Annotated in this window: 17 protein-coding genes; 11 read left to right on the forward strand and 6 right to left on the reverse strand. The window is 72.9% G+C overall.

Annotation, left to right across the window (positions count from 1 at the left end; all coding sequences use genetic code 11):
• Positions 1-17 precede the first annotated feature (17 nt).
• From ACFVS9_RS21285 to ACFVS9_RS21310, 6 genes are all read left to right on the forward strand, one after another.
• Positions 18-632, forward strand: a complete 615-nt coding sequence (locus tag ACFVS9_RS21285) for a TetR/AcrR family transcriptional regulator (RefSeq protein ID WP_389934459.1) — start codon at positions 18-20, stop codon at positions 630-632.
• A 151-nt stretch (positions 633-783) separates the two neighbouring features.
• Complete coding sequence (locus tag ACFVS9_RS21290) at positions 784-2,964, forward strand: molybdopterin oxidoreductase family protein (protein WP_389934462.1); 2,181 nt, start codon at positions 784-786, stop codon at positions 2,962-2,964.
• 120 nt (positions 2,965-3,084) lie between these two features.
• Positions 3,085-4,500: a CitMHS family transporter gene (locus ACFVS9_RS21295; RefSeq protein ID WP_389934465.1), complete on the forward strand. Its 1,416-nt coding sequence runs from the start codon at positions 3,085-3,087 to the stop codon at positions 4,498-4,500.
• Positions 4,500-5,762: an MFS transporter gene (locus ACFVS9_RS21300; protein WP_383114114.1), complete on the forward strand. Its 1,263-nt coding sequence runs from the start codon at positions 4,500-4,502 to the stop codon at positions 5,760-5,762. The genes ACFVS9_RS21295 and ACFVS9_RS21300 overlap by 1 nt, the downstream gene beginning before the upstream one ends.
• 215 nt (positions 5,763-5,977) lie before the next feature.
• On the forward strand, positions 5,978-7,372 hold the full coding sequence (locus ACFVS9_RS21305; protein WP_389934468.1) for an aldehyde dehydrogenase family protein: 1,395 nt from the start codon (positions 5,978-5,980) through the stop codon (positions 7,370-7,372).
• A gap of 31 nt (positions 7,373-7,403) precedes the next feature.
• Positions 7,404-8,483, forward strand: coding sequence for a Zn-dependent alcohol dehydrogenase (locus ACFVS9_RS21310; protein ID WP_389934471.1), 1,080 nt, complete (start codon positions 7,404-7,406; stop codon positions 8,481-8,483).
• 117 nt (positions 8,484-8,600) lie between these two features.
• On the opposite strand, the gene ACFVS9_RS21315 is transcribed toward ACFVS9_RS21310, so the two are convergent.
• The 3 genes from ACFVS9_RS21315 to ACFVS9_RS21325 are packed head-to-tail and all read right to left on the reverse strand — an operon-like array spanning position 8,601 to position 11,030.
• Positions 8,601-9,572 carry a DMT family transporter gene (locus ACFVS9_RS21315; protein WP_389934474.1) on the reverse strand — a complete coding sequence of 324 codons (972 nt, stop codon included), beginning with the start codon at positions 9,570-9,572 and terminating at the stop codon, positions 8,601-8,603.
• Between the two features lie 43 nt (positions 9,573-9,615).
• Positions 9,616-10,341, reverse strand: a complete 726-nt coding sequence (locus tag ACFVS9_RS21320) for an ArsR/SmtB family transcription factor (protein WP_389934477.1) — start codon at positions 10,339-10,341, stop codon at positions 9,616-9,618.
• A 14-nt stretch (positions 10,342-10,355) separates the two neighbouring features.
• Complete coding sequence (locus ACFVS9_RS21325) at positions 10,356-11,030, reverse strand: TetR/AcrR family transcriptional regulator (protein WP_383114109.1); 675 nt, start codon at positions 11,028-11,030, stop codon at positions 10,356-10,358.
• Positions 11,031-11,095: 65 nt separating this feature from the next.
• Between ACFVS9_RS21325 and ACFVS9_RS21330 the strand changes: the two genes are divergently transcribed.
• The 3 genes from ACFVS9_RS21330 to ACFVS9_RS21340 all read left to right on the forward strand — a co-directional run bounded on the left by ACFVS9_RS21330 (position 11,096) and on the right by ACFVS9_RS21340 (position 13,354).
• Positions 11,096-12,247, forward strand: coding sequence for an acyl-CoA dehydrogenase family protein (locus ACFVS9_RS21330; protein ID WP_389934480.1), 1,152 nt, complete (start codon positions 11,096-11,098; stop codon positions 12,245-12,247).
• A 109-nt stretch (positions 12,248-12,356) separates the two neighbouring features.
• A complete protein-coding gene (locus ACFVS9_RS21335; RefSeq protein WP_383114107.1) occupies positions 12,357-12,644 on the forward strand; it encodes a YiaA/YiaB family inner membrane protein in 288 nt (95 codons plus the stop codon).
• Positions 12,645-12,730: 86 nt separating this feature from the next.
• Positions 12,731-13,354, forward strand: a complete 624-nt coding sequence (locus tag ACFVS9_RS21340) for a TetR/AcrR family transcriptional regulator (protein ID WP_383114106.1) — start codon at positions 12,731-12,733, stop codon at positions 13,352-13,354.
• A 432-nt stretch (positions 13,355-13,786) separates the two neighbouring features.
• Here the strand turns inward: ACFVS9_RS21340 and ACFVS9_RS21345 are convergent, their stop codons facing one another.
• Positions 13,787-14,248, reverse strand: a complete 462-nt coding sequence (locus ACFVS9_RS21345; RefSeq protein ID WP_383114105.1) for a MaoC family dehydratase — start codon at positions 14,246-14,248, stop codon at positions 13,787-13,789.
• Positions 14,249-14,404: 156 nt separating this feature from the next.
• On the opposite strand from ACFVS9_RS21345, the gene soxR reads away from it, so the two are divergent.
• Complete coding sequence (soxR, locus tag ACFVS9_RS21350) at positions 14,405-14,878, forward strand: redox-sensitive transcriptional activator SoxR (RefSeq protein ID WP_383114104.1); 474 nt, start codon at positions 14,405-14,407, stop codon at positions 14,876-14,878.
• 112 nt (positions 14,879-14,990) lie between these two features.
• On the opposite strand, the gene ACFVS9_RS21355 is transcribed toward soxR, so the two are convergent.
• The gene (locus tag ACFVS9_RS21355) at positions 14,991-15,605 is read right to left on the reverse strand and encodes a hypothetical protein (RefSeq protein WP_383114103.1); all 615 of its coding nucleotides are present in this window, start codon (positions 15,603-15,605) and stop codon (positions 14,991-14,993) included.
• A gap of 221 nt (positions 15,606-15,826) precedes the next feature.
• On the opposite strand from ACFVS9_RS21355, the gene ACFVS9_RS21360 reads away from it, so the two are divergent.
• On the forward strand, positions 15,827-18,655 hold the full coding sequence (locus tag ACFVS9_RS21360) for a penicillin acylase family protein (protein ID WP_383114102.1): 2,829 nt from the start codon (positions 15,827-15,829) through the stop codon (positions 18,653-18,655).
• 65 nt (positions 18,656-18,720) lie between these two features.
• Here the strand turns inward: ACFVS9_RS21360 and ACFVS9_RS21365 are convergent, their stop codons facing one another.
• Complete coding sequence (locus ACFVS9_RS21365; protein WP_389934485.1) at positions 18,721-19,989, reverse strand: exo-beta-N-acetylmuramidase NamZ domain-containing protein; 1,269 nt, start codon at positions 19,987-19,989, stop codon at positions 18,721-18,723.
• Positions 19,990-20,100: the final 111 nt, after the last annotated feature.

Genomic DNA, 20,100 nt, shown 5'->3' on the forward strand with positions numbered 1-20,100 from the left:
ACGGGCATCATGGAGCCGTGTCCCACGCTCATACGAACCTCCGACGCGTCCCCGTGCAGCAGCGCAGCGCCGACCGCCTCGCGCGCATCCTCGACGCGGGGGCGGCGCTGCTCGACGAGACCGGCTACGAGCAGCTCTCCACCCGGGCGGTGGCCGACCGGGCCGGTGTGCCGATCGGCTCCGTCTACCGCTTCTTCCCCAACAAGAGAGCGCTGGTCGACGCCCTGGCCGAGCGCAACCTGGAGGTCTACGCCGAGCGGGTCGTCGCCCGGCTTGAGGTGATCGCGCGACAGGAGTGGCGGGAGGCCATCGACGCCGTCCTCGACGAGTACCTGGCGATGAAGCGTTCCGTCCCCGGCTTCGCCCTCGTCGACTTCGGCCCTCCCGCGCCGGTCGCGGGACCGCTCGACGAGGCGAACCGGCGCGTGGCGGAACGCCTGACGGAGCTGCTCTCGGGCCATCTCGGCCGGGGCGGCGAGGGTGCCGACCTGCTCCGCACCGTCCTGGTCTGCGTGCAGGCCGCCGACGCCCTGCTCCAACTCGCCTTCCGCGCCGACCCGGAGGGCGATCCCGGCCTGATCGCGGAGACCCGCGTCCTGCTCCAGGCGTACCTCGCGCGGGTCCTCGAATAGCCTGTCGCCCGGGCGGCGGCACAACGGCGCCTCCAGCACCTCGCCACCATCCGTACCGGTCGGTATGCTCGGCTCGCCGGCCGCCCGTGCCCGCCGAGCGTGCCGCGGGGCGCCGGACCACGCCCGCGCGCCACCGCCCCGGGGAGGGCCCATGTCCCACGACTCCCGTACCGCTCTGCGTGTCTGCCCGCTCTGCGAGGCCACCTGCGGACTCACCCTCACCCTGGAGGGGACGGCGGTCGCGGGTGCCCGCGGTGACCGCGAGGACGTCTTCAGCCGGGGCTTCGTCTGCCCCAAGGGCGCCTCGTTCGGAGGCCTGGACGCCGACCCCGACCGGCTGCGCACCCCGCTCGTGCGCTCGGGCGGCGTCCTGCGCGAGGCGACCTGGAGCGAGGCCTTCGACACGATCGCCCGAAGGATCCCCGCCCTGGCCGAGGAGCACGGCAAGCAGGCCGTGGGGGTCTTCCTCGGCAACCCCAACGTGCACACGATGGCCGGCGGGCTCTACCCGCCGCTGCTGCTGTCCGCGCTCGGCACCCGCAACGTCTTCACGGCGAGCACCCTGGACCAGATGCCCAAGCACGTCTCCAGCGGACTGCTCTTCGGGGACGCCCACGCCATCCCCGTACCCGACCTGGACCGCACCGCCCACCTCCTGCTGATCGGCGCCAACCCGCTGGAGTCCAACGGCAGCCTCTGCACGGCGCCCGACTTCCCGGGCAGGCTCAAGGCACTGCGCCGGCGGGGCGGCACCCTCACCGTCATCGACCCGCGCCGCACCCGCACCGCGCGCCTCGCCGACCGGCACGCCGCGATCCGCCCCGGCACGGACGCCCTCCTGCTCGCGGCGCTCACCCAGGTCGTCGTGGAGGAGAAGCTCGGCGATCCGGGCGCGCTCACCGGCCACCTCGACGGATACGGCGAACTCACCTCCGCCATGGCCGACTTCACTCCCGAGGCGGTGTCCGCCGCCTGCGACCTGGACGCGGACACCATCCGGGAGATCGCCCGTGAACTGGCCGCGGCCCCCGCCGCCGCCGTCTACGGGCGCATCGGCAGCTGCACCGTCGAGCACGGCACCCTGGCCAGCTGGCTCGTCGACGTGCTCAACATCCTCACCGGCAACCTCGACCGGCCCGGCGGCGCGCTCTTCCCGCTCTCCGCCACCGCCCGCGCCCCGCGTCCGGCCGGGCCCGGCAAGGGCTTCGCCCTCGGCCGCTGGAGGAGCAGGGTCTCCGGACACCCCGAGGCCAAGGGCGAACTGCCCGTCGCGGCACTGGCGGAGGAGATCGAGACCCCGGGGGAGGGCCGGATCCGCGCCCTGATCGTCATCGCCGGGAACCCGGTGCTCTCCGCACCGGACGGGAACCGCCTGGACCGGGCGCTCGCCGACGGCCTGGACTTCATGGTCAGCGTCGACCCGTACCTCAACGAGACCTCCCGGCACGCCGACGTCGTTCTGCCCCCGCCGCCGCCCTCGCAGAGCGCCCACTTCGACTTCGCGCTCAACTCCCTCGCGGTGCGCAACCAGGTGCGCTACAGCCGCCCCGCCGTTCCGCTGGAGGACGGGCGCATGGACGAGAGCGAGATCCTGGCCAGGCTGATCCTCGCCGTCGGCGGCGGGCACGGGGCCCCGGCGCGGACCGTCGACGACCTGGCCATCGGTGCCGCGCTGGAGCGGGCGGGCGCCCCCGGAGCGCTCGCCGAGGAGCTGACCGGCCGCACCGGGGCCGAGCGGCGGCTCGACCTGATGCTGCGCCTCGGCCCGTACGGACTCACCCTGGAACAACTCCTCGCACACCCCCACGGGATCGACCTCGGACCGCTGGAACCGCGCCTTCCGCAGGTGCTCAGGACCCGCAGCGGGCGCATCGAACTGTTCCCGGAGCCGATCGCCGCCGACCTGCCCCGGCTGCGCGCCTCGCTCGGCGCGCGGCCCGCCGGGCTCGTCCTCGTCGGCCGCCGCCACCTGCGGTCCAACAACAGCTGGATGCACAACGTCGCCTCGCTGCGCGGCGGGACGAACGTCTGCACCCTCCAGATCCATCCCGCCGACGCCGCCCGGATCGGCCTCGCCGAGGGCGACACCGCCCGGATCACCGCGGCGGGCGGCGAGGTCGAGGCGCCCGCCGAGATCACGGACGCGGTGCGGACCGGGGTCGTGAGCCTCCCGCACGGCTGGGGCCACAGCCGCCCGGGCACCCGCATGTCGGTCGCCGGCGCCGAGCCCGGCGTCAACGTGAACCAGCTCCTGGACGGCACCCTCCTGGACCCGCTGTCCGGCACCGCCGTGCTCAACGCCGTCCCCGTCTCCGTAACTCCAGGTCGTTGACCTGGGGTTTTGCTCGTATTGCTCGCATGTCAACATCTTGTTAACGCTGCTCGGGGGCCCCTAACGTCAGCCGAACCGCCGGTACCGGTGAGGTTCAAAGGTGAACGTTAGGTATCCCATATGTTGACAATCCTCGGCTTTGCCATGATCGCGACCTTCCTGGTCCTGATCATGATGAAGAAGATGTCGCCGATCGCGGCGCTGGTCCTGATCCCCGCCCTGTTCTGCGTGGCCGTCGGCCAGGGCGCGCAACTCGGCGACTACGTCATCGAAGGGGTCGGCGCCCTCGCGCCGACCGCGGCGATGCTGATGTTCGCCATCGTCTACTTCGGCGTGATGATCGACGTCGGCCTCTTCGACCCGATCGTCCGGGGCATCCTGCGCTTCTGCAAGGCGGACCCGATGCGGATCGTCGTCGGCACGGCGCTGCTCGCCGCGATCGTCTCGCTGGACGGCGACGGCTCCACCACCTTCATGATCACGGTCTCCGCGATGTACCCGCTCTACAAGCGGCTGAAGATGAGCCTGGTCGTGATGACCGGCGTCGCCGCCACCGCCAACGGGGTCATGAACACCCTGCCCTGGGGCGGCCCCACCGCCCGGGCGGCCACCGCGCTCAAGGTGGACGCGGCCGACATCTTCGTCCCGATGATCCCGGCCCTGGCCGTCGGCCTCCTCGCCGTCATCCTCCTCGCCTGGGTCCTGGGCCGGCGCGAGCGCAAGCGCCTCGGCATGCTCACCCTCGACGAGGCCCTGGTGACCGAGCCCGAGACCGTCCTTGTCGGGGCGGGCGGCGGCGACCGGCTCACGAAGGCACCGCGGAGCACCGGCACCGGCGGCACCGGCGGTACGGGCGGTACGGACGGGACCGAGGACGACGAGCGGGAGCCCGAGTTCAAGGGGCTCGACCCCGACAGGCCCACGCTGCGCCCCAAGCTCTACTGGTTCAACGCCGGCCTCACCGTCGTCCTCCTGGCGGCGATGATCCTGGAACTCATGCCGATCCCGGTGCTCTTCCTGCTCGGCGCGGCCCTCGCCCTCACCGTCAACTTCCCCCGCATCCCCGACCAGCGGGCCCGCATCGCGGCCCACGCCGACAACGTCCTCAACGTCTCCGGCATGGTCTTCGCCGCCGCGGTCTTCACCGGGGTCCTCACCGGCACCGGTATGGTCGAACACATGGCGGACTGGCTCGTCGGGGCGATCCCCGACGCGATGGGCCCGCACATGGCCATCGTCACCGGCGCGCTGAGCCTCCCCCTCACCTACTTCATGTCCAACGACGGCTTCTACTTCGGAGTGCTCCCCGTGCTTGCCGAGGCCGGCGCCGCCCACGGCGTCACCCCCCTGGAGATCGCCCGCGCCTCCATCGTGGGACAGCCGCTGCACATGTCGTCCCCGCTCGTGCCCGCCGTCTACGTCCTGGTCGGCATGGCCAAGGTCGAATTCGGCGACCACACCCGCTTCACGGTCAAGTGGGCCGTCCTCACCTCGCTGGTGGTCCTCGCCGCGAGCGTCCTCTTCGGAATCTTCTGATGCCTCCGGAACCAGGGCCCGGCAGGGGCTGGCTGCTGCGCCTCGTCATCGCCTTCGCCTTCGCGCAGGGGGCGGTGTCGATGGCGCGGCCCGCCGTCTCCTACCGGGCCCTTTCGCTGGGCGCGGACGAACGCGCCATCGGCGTCATCGCCGGCGTCTACGCGCTCCTGCCGCTCTTCGCCGCCGTACCGCTGGGCCGGCGCACCGACCACGGCCGCTGCGCACCGCTGCTGCCCGTCGGGGTCCTCCTCATCGGCGGCGGCTGCGCCCTCAGCGGCACCTCGGGCTCCCTCGCCGGACTGGCCGCCTGGAGCGGGGTCATGGGCCTGGGCCACCTCTGTTTCGTGATCGGCGCCCAGTCGCTCGTCGCCCGGCAGTCGGCCCCCGCCGAACAGGACCGCAACTTCGGGCACTTCACCATCGGAGCCTCCCTCGGCCAGCTCGCCGGCCCGATGGCCGCCGGCTACCTCATCTCCGAGGGCGGCGGCGCGATGGCCCGTACGAGCGCACTCGCCCTGCTCGTCTCGGCGGCCGTCGCCGCCGTCTCCCTCACCTCGCTGTGGCGCATCGAGCACCGCGGGGCCGCCGGGGCACCCCGGCCGGCCGCCCGCAAGGTGCCGGTGGGCAGCATCCTGCGTACCCGGGGGGTCCCGGCCGGCATCTTCATCAGCCTCGCCGTGCTCTGCGCCACCGACATCCTCACCGCCTACCTCCCGGTGGTCGGCGAGCACCGGGGCATCGCCCCCGCCACCGTCGGCCTCCTGCTCAGCCTGCGGGCCGCCGCGACCATCGCCTGCCGGCTCGTCATGACGCCGATGCTGCGCGCGGTCGGCAGGGCCGCGCTGCTCTCCACGACCTGCCTGCTCGGCGGCCTCCTCTGCGCGGCCATCGCCCTGCCCGTCCCGGTGTGGGGGCTCGCCCTGATGCTCGCCGTGCTGGGCTTCTGCCTGGGTGTCGGACAGCCGCTCTCCATGACCACCGTGGTGCAGGCGGCCCCCGCCGCGGCCCGTTCCACGGCGCTCGCCCTCAGGCTCACCGGGAACCGGCTCGGCCAGGTCGCGGCCCCCGCGTCGGCCGGTCTGATCGCCGGGGTCGCGGGCACCGCCGCACCGTTCGTCATGCTGGGCGCCCTGCTCGTCGGCGCCGCGGGGCTCGGGCTGCGGGGCGGCCGGCCCGGCCCGGTGGACCCGTCCGGCCCGGACACCGCCGGCCGGGCCGTGCCCCGCGCCGAACGCGCCCCCGCGGAGCGGGACTCCCCCTGATCCGGCCCGCCCTCTCGGGCCACCCCGGGGGCGGCCCGCCCCCGGGGCACCCGCGGGCCCGGTGCGCGAGGCCCGCGGCCCGCCACGCGTGACCTGTGTCTCCGGCCGTTCCCTGGCGCCGAAAAACTAACAGCGCTAGTTTGGGCCCCGGGACGGCAACCGTCCGTACGAGCACGGCTTCGGCGGCAGGCACAGTGAGCCCGGGAGGGACAGCCATGAAGGCGCATGACGGGATGTACATCGGCGGGGAGTGGCGGCCCGGCTCCGGCCAGGACACGATCGAGGTCGTGAATCCGGCGGACGAGCAGGTCATCGGTCACGTACCCGCGGGCACCGCCGACGACGTGGACGCCGCGGTACGCGCCGCACGCGCCGCCTTCCCCGGCTGGGCGGCCACCCCGCCCGCCGAGCGCGCGGCCCTGATCGGCGCCCTGCGCGACGTACTGGCCGCCCGTCAGGACGAGATCGCGGAGACCGTCACCGCCGAGCTCGGCTCGCCGCTGCCGCTGTCCCGCGCGGTGCACGCGGCCGTCCCGGTGCTCGTCGCCGGTTCGTACGCCGAACTGGCCTCCACCTACTCGTTCGAGGAGAAGCTGGGCAACTCCACCGTCCTGCTGGAGCCCGTCGGCGTGGTCGGCGCGATCACGCCCTGGAACTACCCGCTCCACCAGATCGTCGCCAAGGTGGCCCCGGCGCTGGCCGCGGGCTGCACCGTCGTCCTGAAGCCCGCCGAGGACACCCCGCTCGTCGCACAGCTCTTCGCCGAGGCCACCGGGGAGGCGGGGCTGCCGGCCGGCGTCTTCAACCTGGTCACCGGCCTCGGGGCGGTGGCCGGCCAGGCGCTCGCGGAGCACGAGGACGTCGACCTGGTCTCGTTCACCGGATCCACGGCCGTCGGCAGGCGGATCGGGGCCACCGCGGGCGCGGCGGTCAAGCGCGTGGCGCTGGAACTCGGCGGCAAGTCGGCCAACGTGATCCTGCCGGGCGCCGACCTCGCCAGGGCCGTCAACGTAGGCGTGGCCAACGTGATGTCCAACTCCGGGCAGACGTGCAGCGCCTGGACCCGGATGCTGGTCGACGCCGAGCGGTACGAGGAGGCCGTGGCGCTCGCCGCCACGGCCGTCGCCAAGTACGTGCCGGGGGAGCGGGTCGGCCCCGTCGTCAACGCCAGGCAGCAGGCCCGGGTGCGGGGCTACATCGAGAGGGGCGTCGAGGAGGGCGCCCGCCTCGTGGCCGGAGGCCCCGACGCGCCCAGGGAGCAGGGCTACTACGTCAGCCCCACGGTGTTCGCCGACGTCACGCCGGACATGACCATCGCACGCGAGGAGATCTTCGGCCCGGTGCTCTCGATCCTGCGGTACGAGGACGAGGACGACGCCCTGCGGATCGCCAACGACACCGTGTACGGGCTGGCCGGCGCCGTGTGGGGCGCGGACGACGAGCAGGCCGTGGCCTTCGCCCGCCGCATGGACACCGGACAGGTCGACATCAACGGCGGACGCTTCAACCCCCTGGCCCCCTTCGGCGGTTACAAGCAGTCGGGGGTGGGCCGCGAGCTCGGCCCGCACGGGCTGTCCGAGTACCTCCAGACCAAGTCCCTCCAGTTCTGATCCCCACGCCGATCCACCGAGGAGTCTGTTCGTGGTCCGCGCCGCCGTACTGCCCGCCGTCGGAGCTCCCCTGGAGATCACCGACATCGAACTCCCGGAGCCGGGCCCCGGCCAGGTGAGCATCAGTCTCGCCGCCGCCGGTGTCTGCCACTCCGACCTGTCCCTGTCCAACGGCACCATGAGGCTGCCCGTACCCGCCGTCCTCGGCCACGAGGGCGCCGGCACGGTGCTGGCCGTCGGCGAGGGCGTCGGCCACGTCGCGGCCGGCGACCGGGTCGTCCTCAACTGGGCGCCGTCCTGCGGAGCGTGCTTCCACTGCGGGATCGGCGAGGTCTGGCTCTGCGCCGACGCGCTCAAGGGCGCGGCGAACATCCACGCCCGTACGGCCGACGGCACCGAACTCCACCCGGGCCTGAACGTCGCCGCCTTCGCCCAGGAGACCGTCGTCGCCGCCAACTGCGTGCTGCCCGCGCCGGCCGGCATCCCGCTCGACGACGCGGCCCTGCTCGGCTGCGCGGTCCTGACCGGGTACGGGGCGGTCCACCACTCCGCCCGCGTGCGCGAGGGCGAGAGCGTCGTCGTCCTCGGTATCGGAGGGGTCGGCCTCGCCGTCCTCCAGGCGGCCCGGATCGCCGGAGCGTCGAAGATCATCGCCGTGGACGTCTCACCGGAGAAGGAGGAGCTGGCCCGCCGGGCGGGCGCCACCGACTACCTCGTCGCCTCCGACACCACCCCCCGCGCCGTCCGCAAGCTCACCGGGGGCCAGGGGGCGGACGTCGCCGTCGAGTGTGTGGGCCGCCCCGCCACGATCCGCGGCGCCTGGGAGTCGACCCGCAGGGGCGGCCGCACCACGGTCGTCGGCATCGGCGGCAAGGACCAGCAGGTGACCTTCAACGCCCTGGAGATCTTCCACTGGGGCCGCTCCCTCACCGGCTGCGTCTACGGCAACAGCGACCCGGCGCGCGACCTGCCGGTGCTTGCCGACCACATCCGCGCCGGGCGCTTCGACCTCTCGATGATGGTCACGGAGCGGATCCCGCTGGACGGCATCCCGGCGGCGTTCGAGCACATGATCGCGGGGAAGGGCGGACGGGCGCTGGTCGTGTTCTAGCCCGGCGCACACGAGGGGCGGCGGACCGGGCACGGGCCGCCGCCCCTCCGCGTACGCCCCGGACCTCCGGGGCGTACGGCCGCCGCCCCGTCGTGCTCCTTCCCGGGGCCGGTCCTCTCAGGGCCGGTCGCCCGTCACCTGCCCGGCCTCCGCCACCGCCGGGCCGCCGTCCGTACGACGGCCGCGCGCCCGGGTGCGTGAGACCGCGACCCCGGCCAGGCAGAGCAGCCCCCCGGTGACGGTGAGCGGCGCGGGCACCTCGTCGAGCAGCAGCCAGGACATCAGCACCACCATCGCGGGCACCGCGTACGTCGTCGCGCCCATGCGGCCTGCCGTGGTGCGTGCCAGCGCGTAGGCCCACGTGGTGAAGGCCAGCGCCGTCGGGAACACCCCGAGGTAGACCATGTTCAGCGTGGCCGGCAGCGGGGCGGCGGCAGCTTCGGAGACCAGCACCCCGCTGAACGGCAGACAGGCGACCGTACCGGTCAGGCAGCCGAACGTGGTGATCTGGAGCGGGGACCCGTGCCGCAGCGCGGGCTTCTGGGCGACCACCCCGCCCGCGTACGACAGCGCCGCCACCAGGCACAGGAGCACGCCGAGTGCCGAGGAGTCCCCGCGGCCGGACATCGAGAGGCCGACGACGACGGCACCCGCGAACGAGACCGTCATGCCCGTCAGCAGACGGCGGGGCAGCCCCTCCCCGAGCAGCTTCGCGCCCAGCAGCGCCATCAGGATCGGTCCGATGTTCACGATCATGGCGGCCGTACCGGCGTCGACCTGCTGTTCGGCCCAGTTGAGGACCACCATGTAGAGGCCGAACCAGAGCAGCCCGGAGCCGGCGATGCCCGGCCACGCGGCCCGCGACGGCAGCCCCTCGCGGCGCACGAGCAGGATCACACCGAGCGTCAGCGTGCCGGCGAGGAGCCGGCCCAGCGCGAGGGCTCCCGGCGAGTACGCCTCGCCGGCGCTGCGGATGGAGACGAAGGCGGAGGCCCAGAGGATGACCGTGGTGCAGGCGGCGGCCGGGGCGCGCCAGTCGCGTGCGGGGGTGGCGGGCGCGGCGGGGCGCGCCGTCGGAGGCGTCGTCATGGCACGACGTTAGGACGGGAACGCTTCGGTACCCGCCGAACGGTCAGGCCGTGTCGAGGGACGCCGTGTCGAGCCCGAGGTGCCGGGACAGCGCACGCCGTCCGGCGGGCGTCGCCCGGACCGCCCTCCCCGTGCCGACCCGTTCGCACCAGCCGGCCTCCAGCACGTGGCGGCACAGCGCGGCACCCGAGGCGCCGGCCAGGTGCTGCCGCCGCTCGGTCCAGTCCAGGCAGCCGCGCGCCAGGGGCCTGCGCGAGGTGGTGGCGAGGGGGATGCCGAGCGCGCCGAACCACTCCAGACCGTCCTCGGTCAGCGCGAACCCCGCGTTCTGGCGCAGGAGTCCGCGTCCGGTCATCGCGTCGGTGATGCCGGTGCCGAGCCGCCCCGCGAGATGGTCGTAACACGTGCGCCCCCGGGCCAGCGCGTGCCGGAGACTCGCCTCGCCCAGTGTGCGCGGGGGCGTGCGCGTGCCGGGGTAGGCGTGCGCCGCCAACTCCTCGACCAGCCGCGCGATCCCGTCGTCGGCGAGCCGCAGGTAGCGGTGGCGGCCCTGGCGCTCCTCGGCCAGCAGTCCGCCCGCGACCAGCTTGCCCAGGTGCTCGCTGGCGGTCGAGGGAGCCACCCCGGCGCCCCGGGCCAGCTCACCGGCGGTCCAGGCCCGGCCGTCGAGCAGGGCCAGGCAGAAGGAGGCGCGGGTCTCGTCGGCGAGCAGGGTCGCCAGTGCGGCGAGCCCGGGCGCCGCCGGGTCGTGCCGTGTCCTACGGGTCATACGCCCAGCATGCGTCAGCCACCGTTCGGCGCGCGCCGTACCGTGCGGCCCGTGACCGTCTGCTCGTACTGGAGCGCGAGGCCGTCCAGCAGGGCGCGCAGCCCGGTCTCGAAGGCACCCTCGTCGACCTGCTGGCGGCGGTCGGCCAGCAGGTGGGCCTGGCCGAGGTGGGGGTAGTCGGCGGGGTCGTACGCCGTCTCGTCGTCGACGAATCCGCGGGCGAAGGAGCCGAGGGCCGAACCGGTGATGAAGTAGCGCATCAGCGCGCCGATGTACGTCGCCTGGGCGGGTGGCCAGCCGGCCCTGACCATGGCGCCGAAGACCGCGTCGGCGACCCGCAGCCCGGCGGGACGGCGGCCCGGCCCGCGCGCGAGCACCGGGACGATGTGCGGGTGGGCGGCGAGCGCCGCGCGGTAGGAGACGGCCCAGTCGTGCAGGGCGGCGGGCCAGTCCCGGGGATCGTCCTCCTCGAACATCGACAGGTCGACCTGTGCGGACACGGAGTCGGCGACCGCGTCGAGGATCTCGTCCTTGTTCCGGAAGTGGTTGTAGAGCGAGGGCCCGCTCACGCCCAGCCCGGCGGCGAGACGGCGGGTCGAGACGGCGTCCAGCCCCTCCGCGTCGACGAGCGCGCCCGCCGCCTCGACGATGCGGTCTCTGCTGAGGAGGGGCTTGCGCGGTCGGGCCATGCGGCACATAGTAGGGCCTGCGCACAGAAAACTAGCAGTGCTAATTAAAAGTGGGGTGTCGCAGGATGAACCTGGAGCTGAGCGAGGAGCAGGATGCCGTACGGCAGCTCGCCGAGGACTTCGTCGCGCGGGAGATCACCCCGCACGTCGTCGAGTGGGACCGTGCCGAGAGTGTCGACAAGTCGATCGTGAAGAAGCTGGGTGCCCTGGGCTTCCTGGGCCTCACGATCCCGGAGGAGTACGGCGGCTCCGGCGGGGACCACCTCGCGTACTGCCTGGTGACCGAGGAGCTCGGCCGCGGTGACTCCTCGGTGCGCGGCATCGTGTCCGTCTCGCTCGGTCTCGTCGCCAAGACGATCGCCTCCTGGGGCAGCGAGGACCAGAAGCGGCAGTGGCTGCCGCGGCTCACCGCGGGTGAGGCGATCGGCTGCTTCGGCCTCACCGAGCCCGGCACCGGCTCCGACGCGGGGAGCCTGACCACCCGGGCGGTGCGGGACGGCGACGACTACGTCATCAACGGCTCTAAGATGTTCATCACCAACGGGACCTGGGCCGATGTCGTCCTGCTGTTCGCGCGGACCGGGGACGCCCCCGGGCACCGGGGCGTCTCCGCCTTCCTGGTGCCGGCCGACGCCCCCGGCCTCACCCGGCGCACCGTCCACGGCAAGCTCGGGCTGCGCGGCCAGGCCACGGCCGAGCTGGTCCTGGAGGACGTCCGCGTCCCCGCCGCCACCCTCCTGGGCCCCGAGGGCAAGGGCTTCTCCGTCGCCATGTCCGCCCTGGCCAAGGGGCGGATGTCGGTGGCCGCCGGCTGTGTGGGCATCGCGCAGGCCGCCCTGGACGCCGCCGTGCGCTACGCGGGCGAGCGCGAACAGTTCGGCAGGCCCATCGCGGGCTACCAGCTCGTGCAGGAACTCATCAGCGACATCTCCGTGGACGTCGACGCCGCCCGCATGCTGACCTGGCGCGTCGCCGACCTCGTCGACCGGGGCCAGGACTTCGCCACTGCCGCCTCCACGGCCAAGCTCTTCGCGTCCGAGGCCGCCGTCCGCGCGGCCAACAATGCGCTCCAGGTCTTCGGCGGCTACGGCTACATAGACGAGTACCCCGTCGGCAAGCTGGTCAGGGACGCCCGCGTGATGACCCTGTACGAGGGCACCAGCCAGATCCAGAAGCTCATCATCGGCCGCGCGCTGACGGGGGTCTCCGCCTTCTGAGCCACCCCGTGTCCGGAGCGGCAGGGCCTCGCGGGCCCTGCCGCTCCGGGTATCGGATGAGTACGGCGGCGGATGGCGGCGTACACCACCGCGCCGGATGCTGAGCGGCATGAGTGACACGACGATCAAGCAGCAGGGCACCGCCGCCTTCTACGGACAGGCCGTCCTCTCCTTCGGCCTGGCGATGGGCGCGGTGGCCCTCGGTATCTTCTTCCTCGACGCCGACCCCTGGGTGCGGGCCTTCCTCGCCATAGGCGTCCTCTATCTCGTCACCTCCTGCTTCACCCTCGCCAAGGTCATCAGGGACCGGCAGGAGGCGGGGCAGATCGTCAGCCGGGTCGACCAGGCCAGGCTGGAGAAGATGCTCGCCGAGCACGACCCCTTCCCGAAGCTCTGACGATTCCGGCCCATGGGCACGCTCTAAGCGCTTGCTCAGGTTCGCGGTATGGTGTTCGTCCTGCCAGCGGAAAGGGGCATGTGGCGATGAGCACGGCGCAGGAGACCGACGGCGAGGACACGCCGTGGAGCGAGGTGACGCCCGAGGCGGCCCGGCGACTGCTCGTCGCCGCCGTCGAGGCGTTCGCCGAGCGTGGCTACCACGCGACCACCACCCGTGACATCGCCGGCCGGGCCGGGATGAGTCCCGCCGCGCTCTACATCCACTACAAGACGAAGGAAGAGCTGCTCCACCGGATCAGCAGGATCGGTCACGACCGGGCCCTGCGCCTCCTGGAGACGGCCGCCGACAGCGGTGGCACCGCCTCCGAGAGGCTCGCCGACGCCGTGCGGTCCTTCGTCCGCTGGCACGCCGAGCGCCACACCACGGCACGCGTGGTGCAGTACGAACTGGAAGCCCTCGGCGACGAGCACCGCGCCGAGATCGTGGCCCTGCGCCGGAAGACCGACGCCGTGGTGCGCCGGATCATCGGCGAGGGCGTACGCGCGGGCGAGTTCGACGTCCCCGACGTCCCGGGCACCACGCTGGCCGTGCTGTCCCTGTGCATCGACGTGGCGCGCTGGTTCAACGCCCAGGGCAGCCGGACACCCGAGGAGGTCGGCACCCTCTACGCCGACCTGGTCCTGCGCATGGTGGGCGCCCAGAAGTGACGCGGGGTGCCCTGCTGTTCCGGGGGTGACGTGGGGTGTCCTGTTGTTCCGGGGCTGATGCCGGGTGCCCTGCCGTCCTGGGGGTGACGGGGGGTGCCCGCCTCGTCCTGGGAGTGAAGCAGGCGTCCTGTCGCCCCGGGTCCGACGCTCGGCGCCCGTACCGGCAGAGTCGCCGGGCACCTCACGTACGCGGACCTGATGCCGGGGCGGCCCCGTGCGGCCGGACGTGAAGCTGAGTACCCCGTGCGGCGGGACGTGACGCTGCCGCCCCGTGCGGCCGGACGTGAAGCTGAGTACCCCGCGCGGCCGGACGTGATGCCGCCGCCCCGCGCACCCTGCCCCGTCCGGGGCGCACCGGGCGTCCTCGGCGCACCCCGATCCGCGCGGGGAGCCGCCCGGCGCGCGGGACGCCGACCGGGGCGGCGCCGTGGTTCAGAAGTAGTAGCGCGACACCGACTCCGCGACGCAGGCCGGCTTGTCGCCGCCCTCGCGCTCGACGGTGACGAGGGCGGTCACCTGGACCCCGCCGCCCGCCTCCTCGACGCTCTTCAGCACGGCCGTGGCCCGCAGCCGCGAGCCCACCGGGACCGGTGAGGGGAAGCGGACCTTGTTGGTCCCGTAGTTGATGCCCATCTTCGTGTTCTCGACCTGGAGGATCTGCGGGACCAGCACCGGCAGCAGCGACAGCGTCAGATAGCCGTGCGCGATCGTCGTACCGAAGGGGCCGGCCGCGGCGCGCTCCGGGTCCACATGGATCCACTGGTGGTCACCGGTGGCCTCCGCGAACCGGTCGATCCTCTGCTGTTCGATCTCCAGCCAATCGCTGTGACCGAGCTCCTGGCCCACCCCGTCCCGCAGCTCCTGTGCGGACGTGAAGATTTTCGGCTCTGCCATGTTCGTGGTCCCTGCCTTCCGGCTGTCGGCCGCCCCTCCAGGGCGATGTCTAAGCGCTTGCTCAGCATGGGTGGACCGCGCGCCCCTGTCAACGACGGACCGGTCGGTCGCCGAAGTGGCGGCGCGGGCAGGGGTGCGGCCATTAGGGTCTGAGGAGTGCCGCAGATCCCGCAGTCATGCCAAGAACTCACCGTCGGCCAGCTCTCCGCCCGTAGTGGTGCCGCGGTGTCGGCCCTGCACTTCTACGAGTCCAAGGGGCTGATCAGCAGCAGTCGCACCAGCGGCAACCAGCGCCGTTACACCAGGGACGCGCTGCGCCGGGTGGCCTTCGTCCGGGCCGCGCAACGGGTGGGCATACCGCTCGCCACCGTCAGGGAGGCGCTGGCCGAGCTTCCGGAGGAGCGCACGCCGAACCGCGAGGACTGGGCCAGGCTCTCCCGCGCCTGGCGTTCCGAGCTGGACGAGCGCATCACTCAGCTGGGGCGGCTGCGTGACCACCTCACCGACTGCATCGGCTGCGGGTGCCTGTCGCTGGAGACCTGTGTGCTGTCCAACCCGGACGACGTCTTCGGTGACCGGCTGACCGGGTCGCGTCTGATGCCCGAGCGGGGCGCGGCCGACCGCTCCTGAGCGCGCCCCGGCCCCGGCCGGTTCCTCCCGTGCTCCAGGTTCCTCCCGTGACGCTTCCTCCTGTGACCTCCGTGACCTCCGTGGCCCGACGGCCCGGTGATCCTCCGCACCCTCAGGCGGCCGACGCGGTCAGGTCCCTCGTCCGTGTTCCCCGGGCCCTGCTCAGCGCCCCCGCCGTCAGGACGGGCCGGGGGACCAGGATCCCGCAGCCCGTGCAGACCGGCCCCGCCCACGGTTCGCGGTCCAGGTCCTGCCGCCAGACGATCCCGGTCCCGGTGCAGACCGGGCAGGCGGCGCCGGGCTTCGTGCCCAGGGCGGCGATCAGCCGGCCCAGGACCTCGGCCAGCGGCGCGCTGGGGTGCACCCCGGGATCCTCGCAGTGCGCGATCCCGTTCCCGCCCCAGGTCCGCCGGTGCCAGTCGTCGAACGTGCCGGGCCTGCGCAGCCCGTCGTGCTTCTCGCGGCGCCGCCGTTCGGCGAAGCCCGTCTCGTACGCGAGCCAGACGGCCCGCGCCTCCTCCAGCTCCTCCAGCGCGCGGGTCAGGCGCGCCGGGTCCGGGGCCCGGTCCTCGGGCTCGATCCCGTGCCGGGCGCACAGATGGTCCCAGGTCGCCCGGTGACCGTAGGGGGCGAACCGTTCCAGGCATTTGCGCAGCGAATACCGCCGCAAAGCCAGATCACCCCGCGGGTCGCGGACCTGTCTCGCAAGACTCCGGAAACCGGCCATGGCACTGCCACCTCCGTCGCTCGTTCTTCGGCGTCAAGGGATGGACGTACGACTGCCCGGTTCGGCTCCATCCAAGGGTGAAACGCGTCCACGGACCGAGACGGTCGACGCGGGGCCGTGTGCCGGCATGTGGCGATTCGGAAAAAGTGACTGATGTTCATCTTACCGAGTGGGCCTACCGCCAGTAACCTCCGGCGCATCGGCCACCCGGAGGAGCACGCATGCCCCCTCGCACCCGCACGCTCAGAGCCGCCACAGTCGCGGCCGTCCTCGCCCTCGGTACGTCCCTGCTCGCCACGGTGCCCAGCGCCGGGGCGGCGGAACCGAAGCCGCTCGCCGTCACCGACCACTGCGGAAGCCGGTGCGCGGACATCCTGCCGCCCGGTGAGAACGGCAACGCGACGCTCGTCGAGATCCTCGGCAACAAGGCGTTCGGCACCCATCCCGCGCACAGCGACGACCAACTCGACCGCTACAGCGGTCTGGTCGCGGGCCATACGGGCCTCACCGACCAGAAACTGACCGACTTCTTCAACGACGCCTCCTTCGGGGTCGCCGCCGACCAGATCGAGTCCGTGACGAAACCGCGCGAGGACGTCACGATCACCCGGGACAAGAAGAGCGGCGTCCCGCACATCAACGGCACCACCCGCTACGGCACCGAGTTCGGCGCCGGCTTCGCCGCCGGACAGGACCGGCTGTGGCTGATGGACCTCTTCCGGCACATCGGGCGCGGCGAGCTGACCTCCTTCGCCGGGGGAGCGCTCGCCAACCAGGGGCTGGAGCAGCAGTTCTGGCCGCAGGCCCCGTACACCGAGGCCGACCTGGAGGCCCAGGTCGAATGGATCAGGACCACCGAGGGCGCGCGCGGTGAGCAGGCGATGGCCGACGCGCAGGCCTACGTCGACGGCATCAACTCCTACCGGGAGAAGTCCAAGAACGGCCGCTACTTCCCGGGGGAGTACGTCCTCACCGGCAAGATCGACTCCATCACCAACGTGGGTGAGATCCAGCCGTTCAAGCTGACCGACCTGATCTCGATCGCCTCGGTCGTCGGCGGCCAGTTCGGCGGGGGAGGCGGCGGTGAGGTCCAGGCCGCGCTCTCCCTGCTGGCCGCCCAGCAGAAGTACGGCGTCACGGAGGGCACCCGGGTCTGGGAGTCCTTCCGCCAGCGCAACGACCCCGAGGCCGTCCTCACCGTCCACGACGGCACCTCCTTCCCGTACGCGGGCAAGCCCGACAACGCCCGCGGCACCGCCCTCCCCGACGCGGGATCCGTCACCCCCGAACCGCTGATCCACGACCGCACCGGCTCGGCGGGCACCGGCGTGAAGGCACCCGTGAAGGCCCCGGCCGCCCTCGCCCCCCTCCAGGGCATGTTCGACGACGGCGTGATCCCCGAGGGGGCGCTGCCCGGTTCGGGCGACGGCGCCCAGAAGCGCGGGATGTCCAACGCCCTCCTGGTGTCCGGGAAGCACACCGCGAGCGGCAACCCGATCGCCGTCATGGGGCCCCAGACCGGCTACTTCGCCCCCCAGCTGATGATGCTCCAGGAGCTCCAGGGCCCCGGCATCAGCGCCCGGGGCGTCTCCTTCGCGGGCGTCGGCATGTACGTCCAGATGGGCCGGGGCCAGGACTACGCGTGGAGCGCGACCTCCGCGGCCCAGGACATCACCGACACCTACGCCGTCGAGCTCTGCCGGCCCGACGGATCAGCGCCCACCAAGGACTCCACGTACTACCGCGCCGACGGCGTCTGCACGGCCATGGAGAAGCTGGAGCGCACCAACTCCTGGAAGCCCACCGTCGCCGACTCCACCGCCAAGGGCTCGTACCGGATGCAGGTCTGGCGCACCGCCTACGGCATCGTCACCCACCGCGCCACCGTGGGCGGCAAGCCGGTGGCGTACACCTCGCTGCGCACCACCTACCGGCACGAGGCCGACTCGATCATCGGCTTCCAGATGTTCAACGACCCGGCGTACGTGACGGACGCGGCCTCCTTCCAGCAGGCGGCGAGCCACATCGACTACGCCTTCAACTGGTTCTACGCCGACTCGCGGACCACGGCCTTCTACAACAGCGGCATGAACCCGGTCCGCGCGGCCGGGGTGGACGCCGCGCTGCCCGTCAAGGCCGAGAAGGCCTACCTGTGGCGGGGCTACGACCCGGTGGCCAACACCACCGACTACACGCCGTTCGCCGAGCACCCGCGCTCCAGCGGCCAGGACTACTACATCTCCTGGAACAACCGGCAGGCCAAGGACTACTCCACCGCCGCGTTCGGCTTCGGCGCGGTGCACCGCGGCGACCTGCTCGACCAGCGGGTCTCCGCCCTGGTGGCGGCGGGCGGGGTGACCCGCGCCTCCCTCACCCGTGCCATGGAGGAGGCCGCCCTCACCGACCTGCGCGGTGAGCAGCTGCTGCCCGAGCTCCTGAAGGTGCTGCGCTCCCAGCCGGTCACCGACCCGGCCCTCAACACGGTGGTCCAGCAGCTCGACGCGTGGCGGGCGGCAGGGGCCCAGCGCAAGGAGACCAGCGCGGGATCCCGTACGTACACGCACGCCGACGCGGTACGGATCATGGACGCGTGGTGGCCGAAGCTCATCGAGGCGGAGTTCCGTCCCGGCCTGGGCGACGGCCTCTACACGGCGCTGACGGCGAACCTGGCCACCGACGAGTCACCGGCGGCCAGCCACGGGCCGAGCGGGGCGCACAGCGGCTCCGCGTTCCAGTACGGCTGGTGGGGCTTCGCCGACAAGGACCTGCGCCAGGTCCTCGGAGAGCCCGTCAAGGGCCCGCTGGCGAAGACGTACTGCGGCAACGGCGACCTGAGCGCCTGCCGCTCGGCGCTGCTCAGCACCCTGAAGGACGCGGCGGCCGTACCGGCGGCCACGGTCTACCCGGGTGACGACAGCTGCAAGGCCGGTGAGCAGTGGTGCACCGACGCGATCATCCACCGCCCGCTGGGCGGGATCTCGCAGAAGTCGATCCACTGGCAGAACCGGCCGACGTACCAGCAGGTCGTGGAGTTCGCCTCGCACCGCTGAGTCCGCGGCCGCCGTGCGGGCCGGGTTCCCCCGGCCCGTACGGCGGCCCAGCGCGTGACGGGCCCTCACCGGTACAGCAGGTACTCCTCGCGCACCTTCCGGAACGCGGCGAGGCCGGCCGCCCAGGCCCCCACCACCTCGTCCGTGTCCGCTCCCGCGTCGATCATCGTGCGCACCCGGGTGCTGCCCGAGAGCCGGTCGATCGCGTTGTCCGCCCGCCACGCGAAGCCGCTCCACGTGCGCTTCGCCGTGACCAGCAGCGCGATCCCGGTGCGTACGGGGTCGAACGCCTCCCGGTCCTGGACGTGCACCTGGACCCCGCCGACCGTCTTGCCCTCGAACTTGGAGAACGTCGGCGCGAAGTACGCCTCGCGGAAGGCGACACCCGGCAGGTCCAGGGCGTTCGCGGCCTCCGCCCACCGGTGGTCGATGCCCTCCGCGCCCAGCAGTTCGAAGGGACGCGTCGTGCCCCGGCCCTCGGAGAGGTTCGTCCCTTCGAACAGACAGGTCCCGGAGTAGACCAGCGCGGTCTCCGGCGTCGGCATGTTGGGGCTCGGAGGTACCCACGGCAGGCCCGTCGCGTCGAAGAAGTCCGCACGCCGCCATCCGGACATCTTCACGACGTCCAGCTCCACGGGGCGGTCCGCGAGGAACTCCCCGTCGAAGAGCAGCGCCAGTTCCGCCACCGTCATCCCGTGTGCCTGGGAGATCTCCCGGCGCCCCACGAACGACGCGAACGCCGGATCGAGGACGGGCCCCAGGGCCGCCCTGCCGGTGACCGGATTCGGCCGGTCCAGCACGACGAAGCGCTTGCCCGCGAGCGCCGCCGCCTCCATGCAGTCGTACAGGGTCCAGATGTACGTGTAGAACCGGGCCCCGGCGTCCTGGATGTCGAAGACCACGGTGTCCACACCGGAGGCCGTGAAGACGTCGGCCAGCGGCTGCCCGCTCTTCAGATACGTGTCGTAGACCGGCAGCCCGGTCGCGGGGTCGTCGTACCGGCCCTCCGAGCCGCCCGCCTGGGCCGTCCCCCGGAAGCCGTGCTCCGGGCCGAAGACGGCGGTCAGGTCCACCCGGCCGTCGGGGTGCATCACGTCGACGATGTGCCGGACGTCGGAGGTGATCCCGGTCGGGTTGGTGACGACGCCCACCTTCTGCCCGGCGAGCAGCCGGTACCCGTCGGCGGCCAGCCGGTCGAAACCGGTGCGGACCCGGGGGCGGCCGGCCCCGTGCGCCGGGCCCGCGGCGACGGCGCTCCCCGGTCCCGCGGCGGTCGTCGCGAGCGCCCCCACCGCACCGCCGGCAGCCAGCAAACCACGCCTGGACAGGGTCATCGCGCTACCTCCATGATCGCTCCGACTGTCATGGTCACGCACGCTAGCGCGGGTGCGGGCCACACGGAACGGCCATGACGGGGCAGATTCCCAGTCCTGCCCCGAACCCCT

This window comes from Streptomyces sp. NPDC058008 (genome assembly GCF_042886395.1).
Classification (GTDB): Bacteria; Actinomycetota; Actinomycetes; order Streptomycetales; family Streptomycetaceae; genus Streptomyces.